Source organism: Archaeoglobus neptunius, assembly GCF_016757965.1.
GTDB lineage: Archaea > Halobacteriota > Archaeoglobi > Archaeoglobales > Archaeoglobaceae > Archaeoglobus > Archaeoglobus neptunius.
Genome location: NZ_JAEKIW010000009.1, coordinates 63539 through 89097 on the forward strand (window position 1 = coordinate 63539; position 25559 = coordinate 89097).

The 25559-nt window shown below is 47.2% G+C and carries 27 protein-coding genes and 1 tRNA gene; 14 read left to right on the plus strand and 14 right to left on the minus strand.

The window, feature by feature from the left end; translation table 11 throughout:
- Positions 1-46: 46 nt before the first annotated feature.
- Entirely contained in the window at positions 47-1987 is a 1941-nt protein-coding gene (locus tag JFQ59_RS08105; RefSeq protein WP_230972401.1) for an acetate--CoA ligase, read from the minus strand.
- Between the two features lie 153 nt (positions 1988-2140).
- Here JFQ59_RS08105 and JFQ59_RS08110 point away from each other — a divergent pair, with 153 nt between their 5' ends.
- The gene (locus tag JFQ59_RS08110; protein WP_202319921.1) at positions 2141-2419 is read left to right on the plus strand and encodes a hypothetical protein; all 279 of its coding nucleotides are present in this window, start codon (positions 2141-2143) and stop codon (positions 2417-2419) included.
- The gene (locus tag JFQ59_RS08115) at positions 2409-2744 is read left to right on the plus strand and encodes a hypothetical protein (RefSeq protein ID WP_202319922.1); all 336 of its coding nucleotides are present in this window, start codon (positions 2409-2411) and stop codon (positions 2742-2744) included. Before JFQ59_RS08110 ends, JFQ59_RS08115 begins: the two co-directional genes overlap by 11 nt.
- A gap of 2 nt (positions 2745-2746) precedes the next feature.
- Here JFQ59_RS08115 and JFQ59_RS08120 read toward each other — a convergent pair whose 3' ends face one another.
- Positions 2747-3934 (minus strand): sodium:calcium antiporter, encoded by a 1188-nt coding sequence (locus JFQ59_RS08120; RefSeq protein WP_202319923.1) that lies wholly within the window; start codon positions 3932-3934, stop codon positions 2747-2749.
- 72 nt (positions 3935-4006) lie between these two features.
- On the opposite strand from JFQ59_RS08120, the gene JFQ59_RS08125 reads away from it, so the two are divergent.
- The 6 genes from JFQ59_RS08125 (at position 4007) to JFQ59_RS08150 (ending at position 10245) form a co-directional block, all read left to right on the plus strand.
- Positions 4007-4189, plus strand: a complete 183-nt coding sequence (locus JFQ59_RS08125) for a methytransferase partner Trm112 (RefSeq protein WP_202319924.1) — start codon at positions 4007-4009, stop codon at positions 4187-4189.
- Positions 4186-5796 (plus strand): glutamine hydrolyzing CTP synthase, encoded by a 1611-nt coding sequence (gene pyrG / locus JFQ59_RS08130; protein WP_202319925.1) that lies wholly within the window; start codon positions 4186-4188, stop codon positions 5794-5796. Before JFQ59_RS08125 ends, pyrG begins: the two co-directional genes overlap by 4 nt.
- Complete coding sequence (gene guaA / locus JFQ59_RS08135) at positions 5786-6697, plus strand: glutamine-hydrolyzing GMP synthase (protein ID WP_202319926.1); 912 nt, start codon at positions 5786-5788, stop codon at positions 6695-6697. The genes pyrG and guaA overlap by 11 nt, the downstream gene beginning before the upstream one ends.
- Positions 6698-6792: 95 nt before the next feature.
- Positions 6793-7677, plus strand: coding sequence for an ABC transporter ATP-binding protein (locus tag JFQ59_RS08140; RefSeq protein WP_202319927.1), 885 nt, complete (start codon positions 6793-6795; stop codon positions 7675-7677).
- Between the two features lie 4 nt (positions 7678-7681).
- Positions 7682-8587 carry an ABC transporter permease gene (locus JFQ59_RS08145; protein WP_202319928.1) on the plus strand — a complete coding sequence of 302 codons (906 nt, stop codon included), beginning with the start codon at positions 7682-7684 and terminating at the stop codon, positions 8585-8587.
- Positions 8584-10245: a COG1470 family protein gene (locus JFQ59_RS08150; protein ID WP_202319929.1), complete on the plus strand. Its 1662-nt coding sequence runs from the start codon at positions 8584-8586 to the stop codon at positions 10243-10245. The genes JFQ59_RS08145 and JFQ59_RS08150 overlap by 4 nt, the downstream gene beginning before the upstream one ends.
- A gap of 24 nt (positions 10246-10269) precedes the next feature.
- Here the strand turns inward: JFQ59_RS08150 and JFQ59_RS08155 are convergent, their stop codons facing one another.
- On the minus strand, positions 10270-11433 hold the full coding sequence (locus tag JFQ59_RS08155) for an acyl-CoA dehydrogenase family protein (RefSeq protein ID WP_202319930.1): 1164 nt from the start codon (positions 11431-11433) through the stop codon (positions 10270-10272).
- A gap of 30 nt (positions 11434-11463) precedes the next feature.
- Positions 11464-12201, minus strand: coding sequence for a phosphocholine cytidylyltransferase family protein (locus JFQ59_RS08160; RefSeq protein ID WP_202319931.1), 738 nt, complete (start codon positions 12199-12201; stop codon positions 11464-11466).
- 68 nt (positions 12202-12269) lie between these two features.
- Between JFQ59_RS08160 and JFQ59_RS08165 the strand changes: the two genes are divergently transcribed.
- Entirely contained in the window at positions 12270-12845 is a 576-nt protein-coding gene (locus JFQ59_RS08165; protein WP_230972402.1) for a CDP-alcohol phosphatidyltransferase family protein, read from the plus strand.
- 41 nt (positions 12846-12886) lie between these two features.
- Here the strand turns inward: JFQ59_RS08165 and JFQ59_RS08170 are convergent, their stop codons facing one another.
- From JFQ59_RS08170 to pheS, 5 genes are all read right to left on the minus strand, one after another.
- Entirely contained in the window at positions 12887-13648 is a 762-nt protein-coding gene (locus JFQ59_RS08170) for an acyl-CoA dehydratase activase (RefSeq protein ID WP_202319932.1), read from the minus strand.
- A gap of 4 nt (positions 13649-13652) precedes the next feature.
- Positions 13653-14828, minus strand: a complete 1176-nt coding sequence (locus JFQ59_RS08175) for a 2-hydroxyacyl-CoA dehydratase subunit D (RefSeq protein WP_202319933.1) — start codon at positions 14826-14828, stop codon at positions 13653-13655.
- Complete coding sequence (locus JFQ59_RS08180; protein ID WP_202319934.1) at positions 14825-15814, minus strand: 2-hydroxyacyl-CoA dehydratase subunit D; 990 nt, start codon at positions 15812-15814, stop codon at positions 14825-14827. Before JFQ59_RS08180 ends, JFQ59_RS08175 begins: the two co-directional genes overlap by 4 nt.
- Before the next feature lie 47 nt (positions 15815-15861).
- The gene (albA, locus tag JFQ59_RS08185) at positions 15862-16131 is read right to left on the minus strand and encodes a DNA-binding protein Alba (protein WP_202319935.1); all 270 of its coding nucleotides are present in this window, start codon (positions 16129-16131) and stop codon (positions 15862-15864) included.
- Between the two features lie 67 nt (positions 16132-16198).
- Positions 16199-17623, minus strand: a complete 1425-nt coding sequence (gene pheS, locus JFQ59_RS08190; RefSeq protein WP_202319936.1) for a phenylalanine--tRNA ligase subunit alpha — start codon at positions 17621-17623, stop codon at positions 16199-16201.
- Between the two features lie 72 nt (positions 17624-17695).
- On the opposite strand from pheS, the gene JFQ59_RS08195 reads away from it, so the two are divergent.
- Positions 17696-19057, plus strand: a complete 1362-nt coding sequence (locus tag JFQ59_RS08195) for an amidase (protein WP_202319937.1) — start codon at positions 17696-17698, stop codon at positions 19055-19057.
- Between the two features lie 83 nt (positions 19058-19140).
- Here JFQ59_RS08195 and JFQ59_RS08200 read toward each other — a convergent pair whose 3' ends face one another.
- From JFQ59_RS08200 to JFQ59_RS08215, 4 genes are read right to left on the minus strand one after another with little or no spacing between them, the layout of a single operon-like run.
- Positions 19141-21105: a molybdopterin biosynthesis protein gene (locus tag JFQ59_RS08200; protein WP_202319938.1), complete on the minus strand. Its 1965-nt coding sequence runs from the start codon at positions 21103-21105 to the stop codon at positions 19141-19143.
- A complete protein-coding gene (locus tag JFQ59_RS08205; protein ID WP_202319939.1) occupies positions 21102-22346 on the minus strand; it encodes a molybdopterin molybdotransferase MoeA in 1245 nt (414 codons plus the stop codon). Before JFQ59_RS08205 ends, JFQ59_RS08200 begins: the two co-directional genes overlap by 4 nt.
- 33 nt (positions 22347-22379) lie before the next feature.
- On the minus strand, positions 22380-22979 hold the full coding sequence (locus JFQ59_RS08210; RefSeq protein ID WP_202319940.1) for an ABC transporter ATP-binding protein: 600 nt from the start codon (positions 22977-22979) through the stop codon (positions 22380-22382).
- Complete coding sequence (locus tag JFQ59_RS08215; protein ID WP_202319941.1) at positions 22966-23379, minus strand: hypothetical protein; 414 nt, start codon at positions 23377-23379, stop codon at positions 22966-22968. Before JFQ59_RS08215 ends, JFQ59_RS08210 begins: the two co-directional genes overlap by 14 nt.
- A 65-nt stretch (positions 23380-23444) precedes the next feature.
- Between JFQ59_RS08215 and JFQ59_RS08220 the strand changes: the two genes are divergently transcribed.
- Entirely contained in the window at positions 23445-23777 is a 333-nt protein-coding gene (locus JFQ59_RS08220; protein WP_202319942.1) for a hypothetical protein, read from the plus strand.
- A gap of 219 nt (positions 23778-23996) precedes the next feature.
- On the opposite strand, the gene JFQ59_RS08225 is transcribed toward JFQ59_RS08220, so the two are convergent.
- The gene (locus tag JFQ59_RS08225) at positions 23997-24449 is read right to left on the minus strand and encodes a hypothetical protein (RefSeq protein WP_202319943.1); all 453 of its coding nucleotides are present in this window, start codon (positions 24447-24449) and stop codon (positions 23997-23999) included.
- A gap of 195 nt (positions 24450-24644) precedes the next feature.
- Between JFQ59_RS08225 and JFQ59_RS08230 the strand changes: the two genes are divergently transcribed.
- From JFQ59_RS08230 to JFQ59_RS08240, 3 genes are all read left to right on the plus strand, one after another.
- Positions 24645-24932: an ArsR family transcriptional regulator gene (locus JFQ59_RS08230; RefSeq protein WP_330999865.1), complete on the plus strand. Its 288-nt coding sequence runs from the start codon at positions 24645-24647 to the stop codon at positions 24930-24932.
- A 98-nt stretch (positions 24933-25030) separates the two neighbouring features.
- Positions 25031-25153, plus strand: coding sequence for a hypothetical protein (locus tag JFQ59_RS12585; protein WP_269140573.1), 123 nt, complete (start codon positions 25031-25033; stop codon positions 25151-25153).
- Between the two features lie 301 nt (positions 25154-25454).
- A tRNA-Val gene (locus JFQ59_RS08240) sits at positions 25455-25527 on the plus strand.
- The last annotated feature ends 32 nt before the right edge of the window (positions 25528-25559 follow it).

Here is a 25559-nt window from a genome sequence, read left to right on the forward strand (position 1 = left end):
TTTTAATTTTATTAAGATAAAACAGAGAAAAAAACTTATTAAAAATTTATAATTTCTTTATTCTACTAACCGCCTCTTTAACCTCTTCAACTGATGCCTCCTCCTCGAGTGTGGACAGGTCGCCAAGTTCCTGACCCAGGATCAACCTCTTCATGACCCTCCTCATTATCTTTCCACTTCTGGTCTTCGGAAGGACGTTAACGAATTGAATGTCTTTGAAGACGACTATTGGCCCAAGCGTCTTCCTGACGTGATCGATCAGCTCCTTCTTTAGCTGGTCACCTGGGCTGTATCCGGGTTTGAGGACAACGAAAGCCGCTGCAACCTCTCCTCGAATGTCATCAGGAACGCCACAAACACCCGCTTCTGCCACTGCCGGGTGGGAGATCAGAGCGTTCTCGACTTCTATGGTGCCTATCCTGTGTCCTGCAATCTTCATCACTTCATCTGCCCTTCCCGTAAACCACACGTATCCATCCTCATCCATGTAGGCAGCATCACCGGTACAGTAGTAGCCTCTTCCGGCTCCGACCTCCCAGTAGGAGTTCACGTACCTCTCAAAGCTATCCCAGAGTGTTGGAGTAAGTCCCGGAAACGGTCTTTTCAGATATAAGATCCCTTTTTCTCTTGTTCCGAGCTCTTTTCCTGTAAGCTCATCGAGCACGACTGGCACGACTCCCGGCATTGGGAGACCTGCAGAGCCAGGTTTGATGTGATCCTTTATCTTTTCCCCACCGAGACCGTATGGGTAGCCGAATATTGCTCCTGTCGTTTCAGTCTGCCACATATGGTCTATTATCGGTAGTTTTCCATCAAATACCTCTCTGTAAAGCCAGTGCCAGACTTCGGGATTCAGAACTTCTCCTGCACAGACAACCCTCTCCACTGATGATAGATCATACTCTTTCGCCTTTTCCGATCCGAGCTTTCTGAGAATTCTGGCTCCAGTAGGTGATGTCCAGATCAGTGTTGCCCTGTTTCTCTCGATAACCTCGTACCATATTCCCGGTTCCGGATAGTCTGGTGTACCGTCGAGGAGTATGCATGTGGCACCGGCAAGAAGGGGACCAAAAATCATGTAGCTCTGCCCGACTATCCATCCAATGTCCGAGGTGTTGAATATGATGTCCTCCGGCTTCAGCCCGTAAACCCATTTGGCAGTCCAGTAGTTCCAGATCTGGTATCCTCCCTGAACGTGAACCACTGGCTTGGGTTTTCCGGTTGTTCCGGAAGTTGGCATGATGAAAATCGGGTCGCTGGCCTGCATTTCAACGTAATCGTGGCTCTCGCCTCTGCCCAGCTTCAGAAATTCCCTGAGCAGCAGGTCTCTGTCGTTCATCTGGACCTCCTGTTCGGGCATCATCCTCCTGACCACAACATATTTGACGTTTTTGGAAACCTCCTCAGGAACGATCCTCAGTGCCGTATCTATGTTTTCCTTGAGCTTTACGAGGTTGCCCCTCCTCAGGTTGAAATCCTGGGTAAGGATCAGCTTTGGAGTCGTGAGCTCGATTCTATCCGCAACAGCCCCGGGAGAGAATCCGGCGAACACCGTAACGGAAATTGCTCCTATCCTCGCACATGCCAGAAGCATCGCTGCAGCTTCGATGGAGTTGGGGAGATAAAGAAGAACTCTGTCTCCTTTCTCAACCCCCGCCCCTCTGAGAGCAGATGCGTACTTCTTCACCATGCTGTAAAGCTGGTTGTACGTAACGGAATAGCTCAGGTCAAATTCGGGCGCCTCGTAGATGTATGCGGGCTTTGATCCATATCTCTTCAGCTTGTAATCCGTGCAGTTGTAGCTAATGTTGGTTTTTCCCCCACTGAACCAGCTAAACCTTGGATATTCCCACTCAAATGCCTTTTCCCATTTTTTAAACCAGTAAATGTCTTCAAAAGCGTCCTCCGCTTTTTTACTCCAGAATTCTTCCGGATTTTCATAGGCTCTTTTCCACAGTTCTTTAAACTCCCCTATCGGATTTGCCATTCTATCCCCCCTTCATCAGGATGTTTGGTAACCATTAATATTTAAAAAGTTTTTTAAGGAACCTTGGGATAAACCAGTTTTTTGAGACAAGAAATGTCATGTATTGATCACTGTGGCAAAAAATTTTATTTTCTTTTCCACCTTCCTATACTGGTGGATGCGAAAACTCTGTCTGGAATGATACTGGTGAAAAAGGCAGCCGTGTTCGGAGAAAAGACTTCGGTGCTTGGAATAGATCCAGACTCAGCTAAAGAGATAAAAGAGATTATTGACGTTCTGGTTCCTGCTGAGAGATATGATGGATACATTAAAATTAATGACGAATATGTGATTTTCAGAAAGGATGAAAAAATGACGGTTCTGGCATTCGTGGAGGAAGAAAGAACGAGATGGTGTCTTAAAAGATTGAGGGAGGTGCTTGATGCAAGCTGAGTATGCATATATCGTTGATGGGAAGGTCAGGGGTAACTCCAGAATAGCGGGATTGTATCTGATGGCGGTAAAGGAATTTGTCGAGAAATGTGATCTCGAAGAGCTTGCATTTTCAACTGACGAATATTCGGCTGTTCTGGTGAGAAAGCCAGTATTGCTGTTTGTTAAGGTCGGCGGGGATATTTCCGAGGCGAAGGTTCAGTTGAGAAAAATACTCAGAAAGGAGGGATTCATCAGGAATGATTCGCTTGAAGATGCCTTCAGACTTGCCGAGGAAATCGAAAGCTTGCCAATAGAAGAAGTTTTGAGACGGGTTAAAAGGTAAATTTATCTGTCCCACAGCGTTTTTACCATCCTGAAACTTCTTGCGATTTCGCTTCTCTTGGAAAGCAAAATCGGTATTGATAGGGCTATGTAGACCATCGATATCAGGTATCTGATTTCAACTCCCGGCAGGACGAGCTGAACTAAAAAGAGAAACAGGAGAGCAAAAGCTTCTTTCCGGTTAATTTTTAAATCGGCCAGTATTGCAACCCCAAAGAGTGATTGGGCTGCGGTAAGCATAATTTCCTCGCTCTGTCTTTGATCAAGGGGCAAACTCTGAAGCTTTAAGGCTGAGATGCTGTAAATCAAGGCAATTGTACCGATGAGAAGAGTCCACTGATTAACTTTTGATGAGATCAGGGCGTTCATGGCTGCGGTAACTCTGAGTTTTCTGACGAAGTAAATCGCCACAATCAGTTCCGGCGACTCGCTTGCGAGAGGAGCTATCCACTGAACGGCAAGGAATTCATCTATGCCAAACTCTCTCGCCGTTCCGAGAAGCCCTTCTGAGAAAGCTTCAACACTTAGCAGGATAACTGCTCCGGAAAAGAGGAACAGCAGAATTACGGTTGATCGCCTCACACTCTCCTTAAGACTGCACAGGTATGCAGGAACCCCCACCATTACAGTCTCCTCTCTCTCAGCCTTTGTTGAGAGGAAGATGTAGGTGATGTACATGGAGACGAATACAACCACATCGACAATCCCAATGCTTCCTTTCAGAGGAAGGGTGAAGGCGTAAAGAGTTGCCATCAGCAAAAAGAAGTTTTCAAGTCTTATACCCTCGTCAAGATGAACCTCACTCTTTCGTGAGGTGGCAAATGCAATGAAAGCAACAAGGCTCCAGCCCACTCCTATCAGAAGTCTGTTGGCTCCCGTCATGTTGGCTGTTGCGTAATGTACGTAACTGCCACCAACAGTTCCAGCTTTGTAGGCGAAGTAACCGTCGACCGCATATTCTGGCAAAACTGCCAGCAATGCAACCATTGCCAGACTAAATGACCTTGGAACGTCCATCTCCGCCGTTTCGGCCGCCCATGAGATGAGAAAGGATGCTGCAACAACCGCCAGGCCTGAAAGCATGGCCTGAGTTGAAGGAGAGTAGTGGATGTTTAGGAGTAGAGAAACGAGCCAAGGGAAAGTTAGGGATGAAATTAGAAGAATCTGAATTTTTTCTTTGGTGAAGTTCATGGTGAGAGGTAAATCTTCGGTATTTAAAGGTACGGCGGAAATTGTTATTTACTCATCTGTCCAGAACCAACCATGAGAAGGAGACTTCTTGAAATTCTTGAATGTCCGATCTGCAAGTCCGATTTGGAAGTTGAAGTATACGAAGAGGATGAGGAGGAAATTATTTCGGGTAAGGTGAGATGTAAACAGTGCAAAGCCGAGTTTCCCATTGAGAATAAAATACTTAACATGTTACCTGAGGAGTTGAGAAAATGAAGTATATTGTGGTTACCGGCGGAGTTATGAGCGGACTTGGTAAGGGCATCACCGCAGCCTCGATCGGTAGGCTTCTGGTGGATATGGGTTACAAGGTGGTACCAATAAAAATTGACCCCTATATAAACATAGATGCAGGCACAATGAATCCATTTCAGCACGGGGAGGTTTACGTTTTGAAGGATGGAACTGAGGTCGATCTGGATCTCGGACATTACGAGCGTTTTATTGGAGAGGAGCTAACCGGGGATCATAACATAACCACCGGAAAAATCTACAGGTGCGTGATTGATAAAGAGAGAAAGGGGGACTACCTAGGTCAGACCGTTCAGATAATACCACATGTGACTGATGAAATAAAGAGATGGATAAGGAGAGTTGCAAATAACAGCGGAGCGGACATCTGCCTTGTTGAGATTGGTGGCACTGTTGGAGACATCGAGGGGATGCCATTTCTGGAGGCTGTAAGGCAGATGCACAATGAGGAGAGAGAAGAGGATTTTGCTCTCGTGCACGTCACTCTTGTTCCTCTCGATGCGGGCGGTGAGCAGAAGACGAAACCGACACAGCACAGTGTAAAGGAATTGAGAGAACTCGGACTGCATCCGGATGTGATTGTAGGAAGATGCAAGGAAAGGCTGAAGGATGGAACGAAAAGGAAAATCTCGCTGTTCTGTGATGTGCCTGTTGAAGCCGTGATCAGCAATGAGGATGCTGGAGATATCTACGAGGTGCCGTTAATTTTCAAACGAGAGAAGCTTGATGAGTATCTGCTCAACAAATTAAAGCTGGAGGTCAGGGAAAAATCGGGTAAATGGGATGGAATTGTTGAAAAGCTCAGATCTCTGGAGGAGGAAGTGACAATAGCAATCGTTGGAAAGTATGTTGACGTGAGAGACGCATATTTGAGCATAAAAGAGGCTCTAAAACATGGTGGAATTTATGCAGGGTGCAGAGTAAACTATGTGTGGGTTGATAGCGAGGATTTGGAGAGCGTCAGTGATTTTGAGTTCGAAGCAGATGGAATCCTGGTTCCAGGCGGTTTTGGGTTGAGAGGGGCAGAAGGCAAAATAAGGGCCATAGAGTATGCGAGAGAAAACAACATTCCGTTTCTTGGAATATGCTTTGGATTCCAGCTTGCTGTAATAGAGTTTGCAAGGCATGTCGTTGGACTGGAGGGTGCAACGAGTTCCGAGCTTGTTGAGGATAGTGGTGAGAGTGTGCACAGGGTTATAGATCTGCTGCCGGAGCAGAGGCAAATTGAGGAAAAGGGGGGAACAATGAGGCTGGGAGATATAGAGGTTACAATCAAGCCCGATACTATGGCCTACCGGCTCTATGGTAGGGAGAAAATCTACGAGAGGCACAGACACAGATACGAGGTTAATCCGGAGTACATTCCGGTTATCGAGGAAAATGGTCTTGTATTCAGTGCGTACTCTGATGGGGGTAGAAGAATGGAAATCGCCGAGTTGCCGGAGCACAGATTCTTTTTTGCTACCCAGTTCCATCCTGAGTTCAAGTCTCGTCCCTATAACCCTTCTCCGCCTTTTGTGGGTTTTGTGAGTGCAGCGTTGAGGTACAAGAGGGATTGCGATGGATGTTGAGAAGTTTGTTGAAAATGCAATTAAGGAGATAAAAGAAAAGGTTGGGGTCGGAAAGGCAATAATAGCGCTTTCGGGTGGAGTTGACAGTTCTGTATGCACAGTGCTCGCTCACAGGGCCATCGGCGATAAGCTGATACCGGTTTTTGTGGACACGGGTCTGATGAGAGAGGGGGAGCCAGAGAGAATAAGGGAGATTTTCGGTCACATGGGGCTTGTGTTCATAGATGCAAAAGATGAGTTTTTCGCAGCACTGAAAGGGGTAACTGATCCGGAGGAGAAGAGAAAGGTTGTTGGAGAGCTATTCGTCAGGATCTTCGAGAGGGTCGCGGAAGAACACGGGGCAGAGTATCTTATTCAGGGAACGATTTATCCGGACATAATCGAGAGCCAGGGTGGAATAAAAAGCCATCACAATGTGGGTGGCTTTCCAACATCTTACAGATTCAAGGATGTCATAGAGCCGTTGAGGGAGCTTTACAAAGATGAGGTCAGAGAGGTGGCGAGATATCTCGGCCTGCCAAAAGAGATTTCGGAGAGAATGCCATTTCCGGGGCCAGGACTGGCAGTGAGAATCGTTGGCGAGGTCACACCGGAGAAGGTTGAGGTCGTGAGGAAGGCGAACAAAATAGTTGAGGAGGAGCTTGAGGATTATGATAAATGGCAGTGTTTTGCAGCTTTGATTGGAAAAGCAACCGGTGTGAAAGGAGATATCAGGGTGTGGGGTTATGTTATCGCCGTAAGAGCTGTGGGTTCGAGAGACGGGATGACGGCCGACCCGCTCAACATCGACTATGAAAGGCTGAGAAGAATTGCTCTGAGGATAACCGGAGAAATAGACAAAGTCTCAAGGGTTGTTTACGACATCACTCCCAAGCCTCCTGCAACCATAGAGTATGAGTAGCCCCACTTCTCACTTTTTCACCAATAGTTGTTATGTTGGTGAGTCGAAACACTTATAAACCTGTAGTATTGCTACCTATATTCAACGGTGAGATAATGCACGCCATAGAAATTGAGGGTGTGACGAAGTGTTATGGTGAGTTCAAAGCTCTTGACGATCTTACACTCCATGTTGAGATGGGAGACGTTTTTGGTTTTCTCGGGCCAAATGGCGCCGGAAAAACGACGACAATTAACGCTGCACTTGGTTTGATCAGACCAGATTCCGGAAATATAAGAATCCTGGGAATAGATGTGGAGGAAAAGCCGGTTGAGGTGAAAAAAGTTTGCGGATACCTCCCGGAAAATTACGGCTTTTACGACAATCTTTCAGCAATGCAGAATCTGACCTACTACGCTGAGTTCTATGGGATCAGGTCCAGAGATTACCTGCAGGAACTTCTTGCCATGGTTGGACTCGAAAATGCTGCTGAAAAGAAGCTGAAGGAGTTCAGCAGAGGGATGAGGCAGAGGCTTGCTCTCGCACAGGCCCTGATAAACGACCCGGAAGTGGTTTTCCTCGATGAACCCACAAACGGGCTTGACCCCTCAGGCATAGCCGACTTCAGGAGAATAATTCGGAACCTCAACAGAGATGGAAAAACGATCTTCTTTTCCTCTCACATACTTGCTGAGGTCAGGGAGGTTTGCAGGAGTATTGGCATTATCAGCAAAGGGAGGCTTTTGAAAACGGGCAGGATTGATAAGCTGAACAGCAAAATGTCCATAATAGTTCAGACAGAGCCTCAGGCGGATGAATCACTGCTCAGGGAGTTTGGAGACGTCAGCTTTGATGAACAGCAGGATGCATTCGTAATTGATGTGGAGAGGGACTGCAGGGTTGAAATTTCAAAACGCCTCTTCGAGAGCGGGTATATTGTGAAAGAACTGCATCTCAGAGAACCTACTCTGGAGGAGGTTTATTTCAGCATTGTGGGGTGAAACCTTGAAGGCCATTATTGTAGCAAAAAAGGAATTTGCAGATATGATAACGAGCAAGAGATTCATAATTTTGCTTGCTGCAATGATTCTGCTCTATCTCCTGTTCACGACTCAGATGGGATCGTTAACTGTCGTGTCTACAGGGGGAATTATCGGTTATTTCGGCACCTCATCTATTTCGCTTGTTGGGGGAATCTTTGGACTTGCATTGGGATTTGATGCAATTTCAAGGGAAAAAGAGAATGGAACGCTACGCACCTTACTCACTCATCCGGTTTTCAGGGATGAGATTGTTCTGGGAAAGGCAATTGCCGCATTGCTAACCATCTGCATCATAGTCTTCATAACGGTTCTTGTCATGGTGGGGACGGCAGCCTTCTACGGGTACATTCCGGACTTTAACGATGTGGTTGTCCTTGCGAAGTTTTCGCTGACCACGGTGGCTTACCTCTTCACATTCTTCTCAATTGCATTCTTTTTCTCTGCGATACTCAAAAGCTCTTCCAACGCCATGACAGCCTCATTTGCCGTATTCATTCTTCTTGTGATAATTCTGCCTGTATTCAGCTTTTTCATTGCACAGGCAATTGTCGGCCCTCCTCCTCAGCCGCCGGATATAGATTACACCGTGAATGACCCGTCCTACTATGAGAATATTCACGAAAGCCCTGAGTGGAAGAAGTATGAAAAGGAGAGCAGGGAGTACTATCAAAGACAGGAGGAAATAATGTCCACACTCATGCTGTTCTCTCCTCAGGAAAGCTACATGGCGCTTGTTTCTTCCTTTGCTGCTGAAAAGTCCACGATATTTGGAACTGTTGATACAACAAAAAGTGCGCTCAGCTTTGTAATTGTACCTCTTGCTCTCTTCACAGCAACATACGTCAGATTCACGAGGGAAGAGTTATGAGGTGGATATTTTTTCTGGTGGCTGCTTTACTGTTGACAGGATCTGTGGAGTGTATAATCTCCGAAATTCAGGTTTCCCCAGGGGAGAAGGTGACATTGCCTCTCACCGTAAAAAATGAGGATAACGAGGAGAAAACAATACGCCTTTCTTACTATTTCTCCGGTGGAGAAAGCATCGATGGATATTTTTACTATGATAACAAGAGAGTTAGTTCGATAAGGTTAAATTCGAGCGAGTCTGTAGATGTGTATTTCTCTTTCGTAGCTCCCGAAAAAGAGGGGAGGTACTTTCTCACGCTTTACGGGGATGGCAGTACCAGTGTCCGGTTGAAGGTAGCGTATCCCGCCAAACCGCTTGAGGTAACCTCGGACATCAGGGGCCTGAAGATGGAGGCCGGTGATGTGGCCGAACTGGATGTGAGTGTCGAAAATACCCTCAGTGCACCTTACGGAGTAAACCTAAGCTGCAAAGCACCAAAAAACTGGGAATGCAGCTTTTATGAGGGGGATAGTGAAGTTTACAAAATTGTGTTAGATAAGAATGAGCGAAGAGAGCTGAAGTTCAGGATCGATACGGATTCTTCGACAGATGTTGGAGTGTACAGGGTTTCGATGATGTTTAACAACCAGGTTGAGACTCTGGAGGTGTACATAACACAGTCTCACGCTGGAGAAAAAGGAGAGGTGAGATTGAAAGTGGTGGATAAAGATGGAACAGGAGTTGCAGCAGCAAGAGTAATCGTTGGAAACGAGACGTTTTTCACGTCAGGTGATGGTGAGGCAATATTCGAGATCTCACCCGGAAATTATGATATCAGGATAGAAAAGGGCGGGTACTACGAAAAGACTTTGCGAGATGTGAAGGTCAAAGGGGGGAGAACGAATGATCTGGGGACTGTTTTTCTTGAAAAAAAGGCTTATTACGCCGAACTCTCTGTCGGCAGTTCGAAAGTTTCGGCGACGATTGGAGATGTTACGACCATCAGCATCAGACTCGAAAATCGGGGATATGCTGAGGACAGCTATGTGCTGAGTGTGGAGGGTTTGCCGGCCAACTATAAGTTCACGTTCAAGGAGGGAAATCTTGCAGTTTCGGAGGTTTTTGTTGATCCTGGGGAATCAAAAGACCTTACCTTGGAACTGTACGTGCCACCGAACGCAGAGCCAGGGGAAATACAGGCAGAAATAGTGGCTAAAGGCAGGTATGAGGCCACGCAGAAAATAACTCTTACGGTTGTGGGGGAGTTCAGAATTTATTTCAGTCTGGAGGGTGGGCAGTATTCTCTTACAGCCTCGCAGGGAGATGAGATTGAGGCAACTGGACACGTCACAAACGCTGGAAGAGGGGCCAAGCTGACAAATGTCAAGGTTAACCTGGAATTGCCCGAAGGGTGGGAGGGTAAGGTGGAACCCGAGCTAATCCCGGTGTTGGGTCCGGGGGACGATGGTATTGTGAATCTGAAGATAAAAGTTCCTGCTAATGCAAAACCAAGTGAGTACAGAGTTACGGTTAAGGTCTTATCCGACCAGATCGACACCACAGATAGAATATCGGTGATAGTGAGGGAAAGGAGTTATGCGACATATGTGGGTCTGGGGATAATAGCTGTGGCACTGATCTCGCTGATTTTGCTGATAAAAAAGGTGGGAAGGCGGTGAAACCGTGAATTAAAAAGTGAAGAATTATCTAACACCGAGCAGATTTCTCGCAATAATCAGCTTCTCGACTTCCTTGGCGCCCTCGTATATCTCCGTTATTTTTGCGTCTCTGTAGAATTGATTTATCGGATACTCATCTATATAACCGTAACCACCGTGGAACTGGAGAGCCCAGTTGCACGTCTCAACAGCGACCTCTCCTGCGTACCACTTAGCCATTGCAGAAAGTGCGTTGTCTGGCTTACCCTGTTCGACCTGCACGGCTGCCGCTCTGTATACGAGAGTTCTTGCTGCCTCAACCTTCGTTGCAAGCTCTGCCAGTCTGAACTGGATGTACTGGAATGCTGCGAGTGGAACATTGAAGGCCTTTCTCTGTTTCACGTAATCAACGACAAGCTTGAGTGCACCCCTGGCTATCCCCACTGCCTGAGCAGCAACCCAGACTCTGCTTATGTCGAAGAACTCCATCATGTAGTAGAAGCCCTTTCCCTCCTCACCAACAAGGTTCTCATTCGGAACTCTGACGTTATTGAAGCTCACCTCTGCCGTATCACTTGCACGAATACCCATTTTCCCTGTTATCTTGGTTGCCTTGTACCCTTCTCTGTCGGTCTCGACAATGAAGTAAGATATCCCTCTGTGCTTAGCCTTTGGATCCATTTCTCTCGTTCTTGCAGTCACAAGCAGGAAGTTTGCGATGGTTCCGTTGCTTATGAACTGCTTTGTTCCGTTTATAACCCACTCATCTCCTTCTCTGACTGCCCTCGTCTTGATGTTTGCCGCATCGCTTCCTGCGTCGGGTTCGGTGTTGGCCATTCCCATTATTACATCTCCCCTCGCAAGTTTCGGGAGCCACTTCTCCTTCTGTTCTTCACTGCCATGCAGGTTCAGGATCTCAAAGCCAAATGTTGGGATGAGGCAGGCAAGCCCCAATCCGGGATTTACGGCTGAAAACTCCTCCATTACTATCATTTTCTCTATTGGACCGTAACCTCCTCCACCGTACTCTTCTGGTATGTCCACTGCATGAAAACCCAGCTTTGCACACTTTCTCCAGAGTTCGAATGGGAACTTCTCATTTCTGTCGCACTCTATCGCCAGTTCGGGTGTAAACTCCTTTTCCGCAAACTCTCTGGCAGCTCTCCTTATATCTTCCTGCTCCTCGGTAAAAGTAAAACCGATTGCCATATCAAAAGTTGGAGGGGGGTATATAAATTCTTACTGGCCTTCGGGAGCTTTTATGTTCGGGAAAATTTCGTATCTTGCAGCCATCAGATCGGAAGGCGTGTCGATTTCTATCCACGGCAGTCCCCTTGTAAACTCGCAGTACACTTCATGACCGGAATCCATCATCGACTGAAACGCCTCCTCATAGAATACCTTTCTCCCCTTTTTATCCATGACCTTCGTAACATGCTCCTTCAGGTCGTCAACAGTGTTTCTGTGAACCTTTGCGATGCCTATATACTCTCCATCTGCTTTGTTCGGTGGAATTTGCTTGCTGATTCTTTTCACGACTCCATCGCTGATCTGTACCTTCATCTCTTCCTCTCCAAGCTTCTTGACGTTGTCAACCGATAAAACCAGGCTGTCGTCCTCGTTTTGGTGGATGTAAGTGAATATTTCTGGATGGAAAAGCACATCAGAGTTTAGAATGTAAAATCCGCTACTAACGTGGTCCATTGCGAGATATAGGCTGTATATGTTGTTTGTTCTTTTGTACAGACTGTTGTGCACAAACTTGAAATTCATGTCGAAACCGGAAAGATAGTCCTTGAGCACGTACCCCTTATGTCCTGTCACTATGATTACATCTTCAATTCCGTTTTTCATCAGTGTGTTGATGGTGTAATATATTAATGGTTTTTTTCCTATTTTGAGGAGAGCTTTTGGGATTTCACGGGTGTGATGACCCAGTCTTGAGCCAAAACCCGCTGCAAGTATTACTGCCTCCATGAAAAATGTTAAAAGGGGAGTTATTTAAAATTACCCATAAGGAGGTGATTTAAATTAAATGGGAGTATTTGCTGACAGAACTGGTCTATCGGAGGTTTTCTAAGCCTCTTGCAAAAATACTTTCAAAAACCGGCGTTTCTCCGAATGCCGTTACCATAATGGCCACCCTCGTCGGAATCGGGGCAGCAGCAGTCATAGCATCGGGTGAAATATACTGGGGTGTGCTCACACTCTTCATATCACAAATCCTTGACTGTACGGATGGCGATCTGGCAAGATTAACGGGAAGGGTTACGAGGGTCGGGGCATACCTTGACAGGGTTTTTGACAGGTTCGTTGATGCGGCCATAGTCATAGGGGTGGTGTATCTGGCTCCTTCGGAACTGTGGCTCGCCGGATTCATGGCTGTGGTGGGTTCATTCGGCGTAAGCATAACCAGAGCTATGGCTGAGGCGGAAGGGGCTGAATGCAAGGTTGGAATTGGTGGAAGGGACACGAGACTGGCAATCATCATGGCCGGACTTCTGCTTGGTTTTGCAACGGGGAAAGATGTTTCCCTCTACAGCCTGACTCTGTGGATTGTGGCGGTACTGGGGTTCATCACCACCATCCACAGAATGATCCACACGATGAAGCAACTTTAGTTTAATTTTTCTATGTGATGACAGGGCGGAAACTGGCATACTCACTGCAGCGCGAACAAGGCTGCGCCAACAGCCCCGATTATTTGAGGTTCAGGAGGAACCTTGATTTCCAGACCAAGCTCCTTTTCCAGAGCCATCTTCATCGCCCTGTTTTTCGCCACACCCCCGGTAAGAACTACGTCCGGCTCAACCCTCACCCTCCGTGCCATTGCGGCTATTCTGGATGCTATTGCCTCGTGAATTCCTGCCACAATATCCTCAACTTTTTCTCCGGAGGCGAGATGGCTGATAACTTCTGATTCTGCAAACACCGTGCATGTTGAGGAGATTTTCGTAGCTTTTTTTGCCCTTCTGGCCACATCTCCCAGTTCCTCTATTTTCAGGTTCAGAGCGGAAGCCATAACCTCGAAGAACCTGCCAGTACCTGCAGCACACTTGTCGTTCATGACGAACTCCGCAACCCTGCCATTTGCTATTGCGATAACCTTGCTGTCCTGTCCCCCTATATCTATGACGGTCCTTGCGGTGGGTATGAAAAACAGCGCTCCTTTTGCGTGACAGCTTATTTCTGTAATCTTTCTATCGGCGAATCTGACCTTGTTTCGTCCGTAACCAGTGGCGACGATTCTCTCGACATCATCCTTCACGACTCCTGCAAGCTTCAGGGTGTCATGAAACACCCTCTCTGCTGTCTCCTCGAGATTAGGGGTGACCTTTATAATTCTGTAGGCCACTAGCTCTTCGTCATTAACTATGGCACATTTTGCGGTCAAAGACCCAACGTCTATCCCTGCAGCAATCATGAAATCACTTCACCATCTCGAGGAATGCTTCTAGCCTCGTTTCAACCTGAGCCTCGCTGAATGCCCTTGAATCCACCATGTCCGCTTCGATCACAACCGAAGGTACATCAATCATTTTCTGCAGCTCATACTGTCCGAAAGAGTAGGGTTTACAGCTTCTGTTTGAGTGAATAACCACACCGTCAACATCGTAGAAGTCGATCAGCCTGTTTATAGCATCCGCCATGTGCTCAAGTCCGATGTTGAGGTAGATGTAGGTGTAGGTTTCGGCCATGCTCCAGAAAATGTCGCTCCTGTCAATCGAAATAAAACCCGTCCAGGCGTTGGTGTATGTATCGGCGACAAGACATGCGTTCCTCTCCGCAAAAAACTCGGCCAGCCACTTGAGCCTGTACCAGATGGGTATGTTGTCCCAGAGAAGCCTTACCTCTTCGTTTTCGACTGCTCCCTCTCCCCTCTTTACTCTCTCCTCAAGCTCGTTCCTCATCTCTGCGTAGAATTCGATAGGGTAGTCCGTTCCTCTAAGGCAGACTATCGGGGCCATATTGATGAAGGCATCGAAGCAGGTTAATGGAGATGGCCTGTTCTTTGCCATTTTCAGCACCTCAGAGTAGGCGTTAACACCCTTAGCCGACCTGTCCAGCGTCTTCCTGAGCTTTAAATCGCTCATCTCTCTGCCAGTGGTTTTTTCCATGAAGTCCACGAACTCGTAAAGCTGGTCGTGAACGTACCTGACATAACTCTCTTTTATCTCCTTTCTCACGAAAGGGGTGTCGAGGATGAAAATGGGGACCTTGAAGATTCTGCTCAGAACCTCATACCACTTAACAACCGTATTACAGATGTTGTTACAGGCAAACAGGAAGGTGGGTTCTGGCAACCCGCCTATGGGGCTCGTCCCTGCATAAACACAACCCACGTCGCATCTGGCGTAGGAGCACAGGTCTCTCGAAAATCCTTTTTTCTCTGCAAAATCGCTGAAATAAGGACCCTGTTTTGCTGCGCCTATTAAAGCTCCGTGGTTCTCAGGATAGACGGGGTATATGTCCATCGCATAGAGCAGCTCAACGGGAGCACCGCTGGTTATCCAGGCGTTAACCTCTGCCTGCTTGCCCATCATATAGTAGCCACCCATTATCTGTTTCATTCTCTCAGCGGATTTGAGCTTCTTCAGTGTCATGCTATCACCTCGTAGAACGCCTCAATCCTGGTCCTTAGCTGTTCGTATGATGCTATGGGAAACTCCAGTTCCAGCAGCATGACACTCTTGCCCATCTTCTCAAGCTCTTCCCTGAGCTGCGGATAGTCGTAGAACTGGGGCTCGCAGAACTTAAGAAGCAGGAAAACAACACCGTCGCAGTCTTTCGCCATCTCAAGGACGTAGTTAAATCTTTCGTCGCTGGGAAAGTGTTTCGTTGGACAGGGGGCTTTATTGAAGTACTTTTCCACCAGAAACCTCAAACCATCCTCGATGCTTTCAATTTCCCTCAGAGGTGTGTTGAAGGTGAAGAACCTCGTTCCCGTGCAGATGTCATCTTTTAAAGCAAAACCTGCATCTTCAAAAAGCCTGTAAACCTCTACAAAGGGACAGACACTGCCAATAATCAGAACTCTGGGTCTCCCGGCAGATTTTTCCGCCACCTTTAACCTCTCATCAACAAGTTTTATGGCATCTCTGACGTTCATTTCCTGAACTCTTCTCACCACCTCGTAATCAGGTTTGATCTCGAACAGCCTTTTTAGCTTTTCCTCAAGCTCAGAGTAAAGCTTTAAACTGTCATTCAGACTGTCAGTTGTGACCTCTCCACCCCAGTTTTTTAAAACTTCCACCAGGTCGTGTAGCTCCCTGAAATAGTACTCCTTGCTCATGCTATCAATCCTTGTTGGAAATTCAAGGTTGTAGACCTTCATTTCTGTGTTTCTCTCCCATATGTCTGCCAGCCTCATGAGGGTGTCGCAGCACCTCGTAAACACCACTGCCTGTATGTCCAGCTCCCCTCTCAGTGCTCTTTCAAAACTCCCTCTTGCCTGAGAACAGGCGTAACTCTGAATGTGGGCGGAAGCAAGACTGATCTGCTCGCCACCGGCAAAAATTCTTACGGGAGTAAAGCCAGCAGCATCAATCAGCTCCTTAGGTGTGTAAGTGCAGAGATATCCAACGTTCATGAAGGGTTTAACAAGCTAAAAAATTAAAAATTTTTCCAGAAGAAGGTTTACTTTGCAAGGACAATCTCAATTGTGGAGACGTTCGATCTTCTGCCCTGCTCAGATTCGAGCTCTTCCGTGTCTATCTTAATCTCCTTTACCTGAACTCCAGGCATGAATCTGTTCCTGACGATCTCTGCTACATCAACAGCCCTGCTGATAGCTCTACCTCTCGCCTTGATCACGACCTCTGTGGCGCCCTCGTTCAACTGGGTCAGTGTTGCGAGCACGTAGTTCATTACGGGTTTGTTTCCGACATAGACTACCTGTTCAGCCATGTTTTTCACCTCAGTCCTTCTTTGCTGGGCGAGGGAATTTAAATTTATTGAAAAATAATTAATCATTTTATTTCTTTGATGCTGGAAAAGTCCTCAACCATCCCAGATCAGGCAGATACAGTCTTCTGAGATCTTTCAGACCTATTTTAAGCATGGCCAGCCTTCCTATACCCAAACCCCATGCAAGAACCTTCCCCCTTATCCCGAGAGGTTCTGTAACTTCCTTCCTGAAAATTCCTGCACCGCCGAGCTCAACCCATCCAAGCCCCTCAACATAAACTTCCGGCTCCACGCTGGGCTCTGTGTACGGGAAGTATCCCGGCCTGAATCGGACATCTTCAAACCCCATCTTTGTGAAGAATTCTTTAAGCAATCCGAGCAGATGCCTGAATCCCACGTCTCTGTCTAGAACGACCCCTTCGAGCTGGTCGAATTCAGGAAGGTGGGTGGCGTCAATGGTCTCTCTTCTGTAAACTCTATCGATGCAGAATGCCTTCTGGGGCGGATCGGGATTCTCTGCCAGATAATGAATGGTTATCGCCGTGGTGTGAGTTCTCAGGACGAGCTGTCTGGCCTTTTCAAGACTCCACTCTCCACCCCAGCCAGTTGATCCTGTGGTCCAGCCATTTTCATGCGTCTGCCTGACTTTTTCGACGATATCTCCTTCAAGATCGACATAGCGATCGAGGTAAAATGTGTCCTGCATGTCTCTTGCGGGATGATCCTGAGGCTGGAAGAGGGCGTCGAAATTCCAGAAAGCCGGCTGGACGTAGTGGCCTTTAATTTCTTTGAAACCCATTTCAAGAAAGACCTTCCTGCACTCTTCAATTATTCTCTCGTATGGGTGAATCTTTCCCCCGTAAATTTCCTTCGACGGGATTGAAACGTCATATTTCAAGAATTCCTTGCCTTTCCAGCTACCATTCAGAAGCATTTCCGGTGTTAGGTCGGTTATTATATCCAGAAGCTCTATTTCCGGTTTTTTAACTATCTCAATTAAAACCTTTTTCAGCTCATCTCTACCAACAAGCTTTCTTCTCTCCAGAGGCTTAACGACATCAGTTTTAAGGGCTCTGCCTTCTTTTATCATCTTCAGAATTTCCTTTTCTTCAAAAGCAGGCTCCTTTACCAGTTTTATTTTGCCCTTCTCAATCTTGACCAAACCTTTTTTTCTCAGCCATCCCAGTCCTATCTGAAATTCTCTTCCCAGTTTTTCTCTAAGCTCGTCAATACTTTCAACACCCTCTTTAATGAGTGAAGCCAGCTTTTCCTCTGGCAGACCCTCTCTGCAGTATTTTTCACCCTCATCGGTCACTTTAAATCTGACTTCAGATTTTTCAGTTATCCTTACATAACCCTTATCCTGAAGAAGATATGCGGCCTTCAATACAGCATCCCTGCTCATTCCTGCTATTTCAGCAGCCTCTTCGGGTGTGTATATTTTCCCCGTATCCAGCGACTTAAGAAGCATGATTTCGATTTTTGAAAGCATGGGGAGTGGTATCAGAAATGTTTTAAAAGTGTTTTCTGATTAAAATTACACAATTAATTTTGGGGTGGTGCTGTGGAAAGTGCAGTTGAGATGGTGGATAGGCTGAGGAGTGGTGAACTAAAGCCAGTGGACATTCTCGAAGAGTGTCTGGCGAAAATAGAGGAACTCAATCCTAAAATCAATGCGTTTGTGACTCTGAATGAAAAGGCAAGGGAGGATGCAAAGAGTGTTGATACGACTCTCCCACTTGCCGGATTGCCTGTTGCGATTAAAGACAACGTTGAAACCAAGGGTTTGAGGACAACTTACTGCTCGAAACTTTACGAAAACTATGTGCCTGAAGAGGATGCTGTGCTTGTGGAGAGGCTTAAGAAGGCTGGGGCGGTGATTGTCGGCAAGACCAACCTGCCAGAGTTTGGACTGATTGCTTACACCGACAATCCCATGTTTGGTCCTACAAAAAACCCGTGGGATCTGTCCAGGACGGTGGGAGGAAGCAGTGGTGGTAGTGCTGCTGCTGTGGCGGCAGGAATGGTTCCAGTTGCGAGTGGGAATGATGGAGGAGGAAGTATAAGGATTCCAGCTTCGTTCTGTGGTCTGTATGGTCTTAAACCCAGTTATGGAAGAGTGCCGTGCTATCCGGCCCTGCCGATTTTCGTTGGCCTGCATTCTGAAGGATTTCTGACCAGATATGTGGAGGACACAGCTTTGATGCTCGATGTTGTGAAGGGGAGGGACAGCAGAGACATGCAGTCTTTACCTGATGACGGAGTAAGTTATCTTGAGGCGATAAAAGAACCTCCAGATAACGTAAAAATTGCCTACTCTCCTGATTTGGGTTATGCAACCGTTGATCCTGAGGTTGAGGAAATTGTGAGGAAGGCGGCGTTCAAACTTGAAAAATTCGGGGAGGTTGAGGAGGTAAAAGTCTCTGCACCCAGTCTCGAGCCAGACCTGGTTACAAAGGTTGTTTTAGAGGTCACCACATTTCTGGGAGAGAGAATGGAGGAGTGGAAGAAAATAACGTTTCCACCCTATCTGGGCTTTTTCGCCCTTGCAGACTCTTTAACTTACAGAGAGTACATCAAAATTGAAGAGAAGAAAATGGAGCTCTGGAGATCTCTCAGGAAGGTGTTTGATGAATACGATTTTCTCATAACACCCACAGTTGCAGTTAAGCCTTTTGAGATAGGCAAGCTTGGCCCAGATGAGATTGCAGGAAAGCCCACCACGCCAATAGGCTGGATGCCCTTCACGTATCCGTTCAACTTCACCAAACAGCCAGCAGCATCAATACCTGCGGGATTCAGCAAAGATGGCCTGCCGATTGGGATGCAGATCGTTGGAAGACATTACGACGATGTAGGGGTGCTGAGAATATCCAAGGCGTTTCAGGATATCAGCCCATGGCAGGATAAGGTTCCGAGCCTGTAATTTTTAATTTTTTTGTGTTAGAATGTCGGGACAAGGTGTTCCGTTCCACACCAGCGGCATAGTTAAGAAAAAAGTGAACCGAACTAATCGAGTTCAACGATCTCACCGGTTCTGTCGTAAACTTTCAGCCCTTCCACTTCCTGAAGTTTTTCCGCAAATTCCTCTGACTTCAAAATCTCAAGAAATACCCCAACGGCCTTCTTATTCAGTCTGTCTTTTCTGATTAAAAAGTCGTACTCCTCGCTCCTGAGCGGGATGAAATCCAGGCCGTACTGTACTGCAACTGTTTTAATACCCACTCCCACATCCGCTTTTCCGCATGCAACGGCAATCGCAACCGATGTGTGGGTCTTTGCCTCAACGGCGTACCCATCAATTTCACTTACAATCTCCACGAAATCAGCTCCTTTCTCTCTGGCAAGCTCTTTCAAATACATGTCCGTCAAGATTCTTGTCCCGCTACCTCTGTTTCTGTTGATGAATGTCACGTCATTTCTCAGCAAGTCTCCAAAGCCCTTGATTCCTTTAGGATTGCCCTTCGCCACAATCAGCCCCTGCTCTCTCAGATATCCCTTTACAAGCACAGCATTCCTGACCCCATACTTCTTTATCAACGGCTCATTGTAAACACCGCTCTCATCAAGCAGGTGTGTTCCGGCAATATCGGCTTCTCCACGCTTAATTGCCATTATCCCTCCGGTGGAGCCAGCATTGATGACCTTGGTCGTGAAAGTTTGCCTTTCCCTCATGAGTTCGAGGAGTTTTTCCACACCAATGCAGTGACTCCCTATGATCATCAGATCGGCCGGTTTCAACTCGCTGTACAGCCTTACATCAACCTCTTCCTCCTCGTCAAGCATAACAACGTTTTCGGGAACCTCAACAAAGCCATCGGTAAAGGCAAAGGCAGTGACGGCACCGCTGTATGAACCACTGACAGGATAAGCAGAGTAACCTGCAGAACCCCTTACAACGTTGACGGGCAGGTATTCCCTCCGTCCCTCAGCCGAAAACACTTTTACAGCAAGCCTGGCTCTGATTGTTTTTCCACTGTTATCGGCAATTCCTGCCATTTCTCGTAGCAATGGAGCGACGACGACCTCGAAGATTGTCAGCGCTGAAGTTGGATAGCCTGGTAGACCGAAAACAGGCTTTCCATTGGCGATAGCAATTATTGCCGGCTTTCCCGGCTTTATTGCGATTCCGTGAGCCAGCACTCCCGGTTCCCACCTGTCCAGTATTCTGTACATTACATCCCCCGCTCCAGCAGATGTACTCCCGCTTGTTATGACTATATCTGCCTCCCTCAAAGCCTTTTCCACGATCTCACGCATCTCCTCTTCCCTGTCCCTTACAATTCCCATCAAAACAGCTTCTCCACCGTTCTCCACCACCGCCGCTGCTATGCTGTATGAGTTTACGTCATAGATCTTGGCATCCTCAAGGTTCTCTCCTGGATTTGTCAGCTCGTTTCCGGTCGAGATTATCGCCACTTTCGGTTTTCCGTACACTGCGACCTCTTTTAGTCCACAGGCTGCCATAACCCCTATTTCCCTGTGGGTCAGTCTCGTACCGGCCCTCACGATTAACTCTCCTGCCATAACATCACTGCCCGCAAACATCACGTTCTCTCCAGGTGAGACCGGCCGGAAAACTTCAATGGAATCGCCCCTCTTTCTGGTGTATTCAACCATAACCACAGCGTTAGCTCCTGCTGGCATCATTGCTCCCGTTGCAATTTCTGCAGCTTCTCCTTCTTTTATCTCAACGTCAGGCTTTATTCCGGCCTCAATCGTTCCGACAACTCTCAATGAAACAGGGTTATCTTCCTCGGCTTCAAAGGTATCCTCTGCTCTCACAGCGTAGCCATCCATCGTCGCTCTGTCGAATGGTGGAACATCGGTTTGGGAGTAGACATCCTCTGCAATTATCCTCCCAACCGCTTTTTGGATAGGAAGATGCTCGACTTTCCTTTCGGGTTTGAAGTGGCTGTAGAGTCTGCTGATAGCTTCATCGATCGTTACAATCTCTCTGAAAACCTTCCTCATTCAAACACCTCTGTTATATCTCTCAGGAGAGTTATCTCAACTTCGTCCCCTTCTTCGTAACCCTCTCTGTCTTCTGGAACTATGAGGAGGGCGTTGGATCTTACGAAGGAGCTTAAAATCCCAGAACCGGAAATTCTGATTGGATATACTTTTCCATCGTCCCACAAAACCCTGACGTTGCTTCTTACCCCGATCTCGGATGGCACTCTTCCCTGCAGAATTCCCCTCTGCCTGCTCCACTTTCTGGCTACGATTCTGACGTTCATGAGTTTGTAGAGGGCGGGGATGACGAAGGTGTAAAAACCGAGCAGAGCTGCTGCAGGTGAGCCGGGAAGCATGAATATGGGCTTGTTTTCAGCAACTGCTGCGGCAGTCGGCATACCCGGCTTCATCGAAACGCCGTGAAATACGATTTCACCAAATTCGGAAACGACTTCCGGAACAACATCTTTTGGTCCGACTGAAGTTCCTCCGGTGATAACAACTGCATCGTACTTCAGGGCACTTTCCAGTTTTTCTCTTATCTCGTTTTTGCTGTCTCTGGCAATGCCAAGGCTAATGGCCTCAAACCTGTGCTCAAGCAGGGCGTTGCAGAGCATCGGATTGTTTGAGTTGTATATCTTCGCACCGTCTGACCTCTCTCCAAGCTCAACAAGCTCGTTGCCGGTGGTGATAACCGCAACTCTTGGTCTGCGGTAAACCTTAACCTTTTCAATTCCGAGTGAAGCCAGAACTCCGGCATCCTGCGGTTGCAGAATTTCTCCTTTTTTCAAAATCACTTCTCCATGCTTTACGTCCTCTCCTTTTCTTGACACGTTCTTCATTGGAGTTACAGACTTCAAAATCTCAACGAAGTTTCCATTCAGCCTTGTGTACTCAAGCATAACCACAGCGTTAGCTCCTGCTGGCATCATTGCTCCCGTTACAATTTTTACGGCCTTTCCTGGCTCAATGGAAATGTTGGGAACCTCGCCAATTTCAACACTTCCTGATAGCTCGAGCAGAATGGGGTTGCTGATTGAAGCTCCGAATGTGTCCTCTGCCCTCACAGCGTAGCCATCCATAGCTGCTCTATCGAATGGTGGAACCTCAAACGGGGCTTTAACGTCTTCGGCAAGTACGTGACCGTAACAGGAGTAAACACCAACTTCTACAATGTCAAGAGCCTTAAGTCTGCTTATGAGCTTTTCAAGGGCAGAATTAACGCTTTCTCTCTCTCTAAACCCAACTTCCCTAATCATTATGTTTGAGTATGCACATCGGTTATTTATCTCTTATCCAGTCCGAAGAGAGAATTCCGTGAAATCTACCCTTTTGCAGGAGCTCCAGACCTCTACATCTCTGTCGGCTACCACCACAACGCCGTGTGTTGCAAGCTCTTTGATCAGATCTGCAGCTTTACGAAAGCTTTTCCTCTCTATCCCGACCAGCGGATCGTCCAGCAGATTCACCCTGCGCTTTAGAACGTAGGGGAGGGTTAACTGCACCATCCTTTTTTGACCCTGTGAGAGTGTGGAGAAAGGCCAGTCGGCAAGATCATCAATTCCGAAAAACATTAACCCATCCTCCAGCCTTCTTAACGCTTCGCGCCTGTCAACACCGTAAAGGGAGCAGAACACGAGCACGTAATCTCTTGGTGTAATGTACTCCGGAACGTCTATTTTTTCGGTCAGGTAGAACACTTCCCTGGCCGGCACGCACCTCACAACTCTACCGCTCACCGGTCGCAGCATTCCGGCGAGGGTCTTGAGAAAGGTACTCTTCCCGACACCGTTCGGGCCGTAAATGAGCGTTGGAACTTCAAACTCCATGCTGATCTCCCTCGTTATTGCTGTCCCACCGTATCCGCAAACGAGATTTTCAACCTTCAGCATCCCAATCACCCAATAAGTTTGCCAGATCGAGCGGAATTAGAAATAGGTGCAGAAGGAAAGGTAAAGAAAGCCAGAAATTTCCGGAGATGCTGTATACCGCAACTCCCACAAGCGAGACCACAAGCGGAGATAGAGAGGAGAGTAGTGCCCTGTGGACGGGCAGCTTGGACGTTACAACCAGAACCCGGAGAGGTGTTACCTCCACACTCTCAACCCTGTCTCCTGCTGCAGCGACGTGTAAAACTTCGTGAAGGAAAATTGAAAGGTAGATCGCGAGCAGACAGGCTTCAGCATTGAGCCAGAAACTGAACCAGCACAAAGCTGGAAGAAAGGCAACTTGCAGCAGCCAGAATACTCTGTTTTTAAAAATACCCCCGGCGAGCTTGAGGAAGAAATTCACCCAACCACCTCGCGATTTTTACGTCGAGATCGTAGAGGCAGAGGAGTATTGGTAGAAGAAGGGCAGTGGCTGGAAAGGACAGACCAAAAACTATGATAAGATACAGAACCAGAGAGAGCAGCGAGCGGGACGATCTGTCGGGATCTGCCGGGATAATGAGGCATGCAAAGGCTGCGGCTAAGGAGAGGTGTGTAAGTGTGATCAAATCTGTCTGCAGTATGTCAGAGAGTAAGGTGGAAATTGAGAACATTGCGATCAGGGATAAAGCAAATGCGGAGAATACAGCCGTAATTCTACGCTTTAACGGTGTTCTGACGACAAGTCTGAGTTCGTCAACTCTCACATCAATGCTTCTGGCGAAGACCAGCAGTGTGAATGGAAGCAGGCGGATTGCCTGAGAAAGTTCAGGTCTGAAGTGCAGTTTGAAGACTTTTGCCGCATTGAAGTTGTGGAGAATCATCGCGAAAATCGGTGTTAGGATGGCAAGGATCAGACTGATGGAATACCCGTAAATTTCACCGGGCAACGTGTGCAGTTGAAAGGAGATATAAAACAAGAAGGGCGATGCTGTCACCAGACCCAGACGTCGTGAATTAAAATTTTGAAATAAATTCTGACTATTTGCATACACACCTGATCTGGACCTCAAACAGGTTTTTCCATACTATCCCGCACTCTTTCACGCTCCAGTTGCAGGCAAATGCCGCACAAACTCCGCATGCTCCACCGTAGAGTGCAAGGGCGGCAACGGCCACAACGAGTATAACAACAACTATCCCGTAGTAGTAGTACCTGCCACCCCTCTTTTCCACTATCCTGTCTACCAGAAGTGTGTACACTGCGGCGGAAAACGCGGAGAATAACAGCGCCACTGCCATGTCAATGCGGTAGGTAGTAAGACCACCGGTGCTGACCTCGTAAACCCACGGAAGGTTCACACCCTTCGAGGCGAGTAGGTGCTTAGAAATACAAAACTCGGCAACATCAAAGCTGCCACGATTACCATGTATATCAGCTTCGTGTACTTTCTCGAACTCGGCACCTCCTTCACCTCCCAAAGTTTTTAACATTTTGGTATCACATGTCAAATATTTAAATTTTTCTGTATTATAAAAACGTAAACACGAGATTTATTCGAAAAGAGCGTAGATTACAGAGTTCAAATGATGTTGACACGGTAAATTTTCTGTTTACTGATTTCGAAACGTACTTTAACATCTGATAACTATCAGCAAATTTTCTATGCCTAACTCCGACTCTCCACAGTGGACATCCTATCCAGGAACAGATGTAAGATGTTGAAAATTCTGGCTCGAAGAGAGAAAAGAACATCCGAACTCGTGTCGGATTTGGGAATCAGCAAAACTGCCGTTTCCCGGCACATAACCCGGCTTAAAGAAGACGGACTGATAACCAAAGACGATGGCAGGTTCAGGTTAACCGGAAAGGGAAAATTGCTTGAGCGAGGAAACTCGAAGAAACGATTGAGTTTGTGGAAAGGTATCCGGACTTCTGGACGTCGCACGACACAGAACAGATACCGGAATCCATGAAACTCAGAATTTGGAAAATCGGTGATTACACTGTATTAAGAGGAGATCGGACGAATTTTCTCGGCAATTCTTCGATCCTTGCATCTGCGCTAAAAAATGTGAAATTGGTGAGGGCCGTTTTCAGCGTCGTGCTCCCCGAATTCTTGACGACACTCGCTGAAATTTCCAAACATGCGGACGTTTCAATCGTCGTAACAGAAGATGTGGTTAAATTTTTTTGAATGAAAAAATCACCCGGAATGCCGGCGTTTTCATTAACAATTCAGCGAGGCTTCTTTGCCTAACTACAGACAGGAAACTCTGTTTGGCCCCCTATTATTTAAATGGGGAGTTCGACATTTCGTCGATTTTGCTCAGCGACACCCCTTCGGCCATAAACTGGGGTCTGGAGCTTTTTGAATGCTTTGAGAGATCTTCAAAACTGCTTCAACCTTAGGTATTGGCCAGTTATTTTCCGTCGGGAAAACCATCCGATCAGGCAACCGCAAAATTCATATGACATTAACTGATAGACTACCCAGAGGGCTCGTGGTCTAGGGGTTATGACGTCGCCTTGACGAGGCGAAGGTCCCCGGTTCGAATCCGGGCGAGCCCACTCACTTTTTAGAAAGTATCCGGGTTGGAATG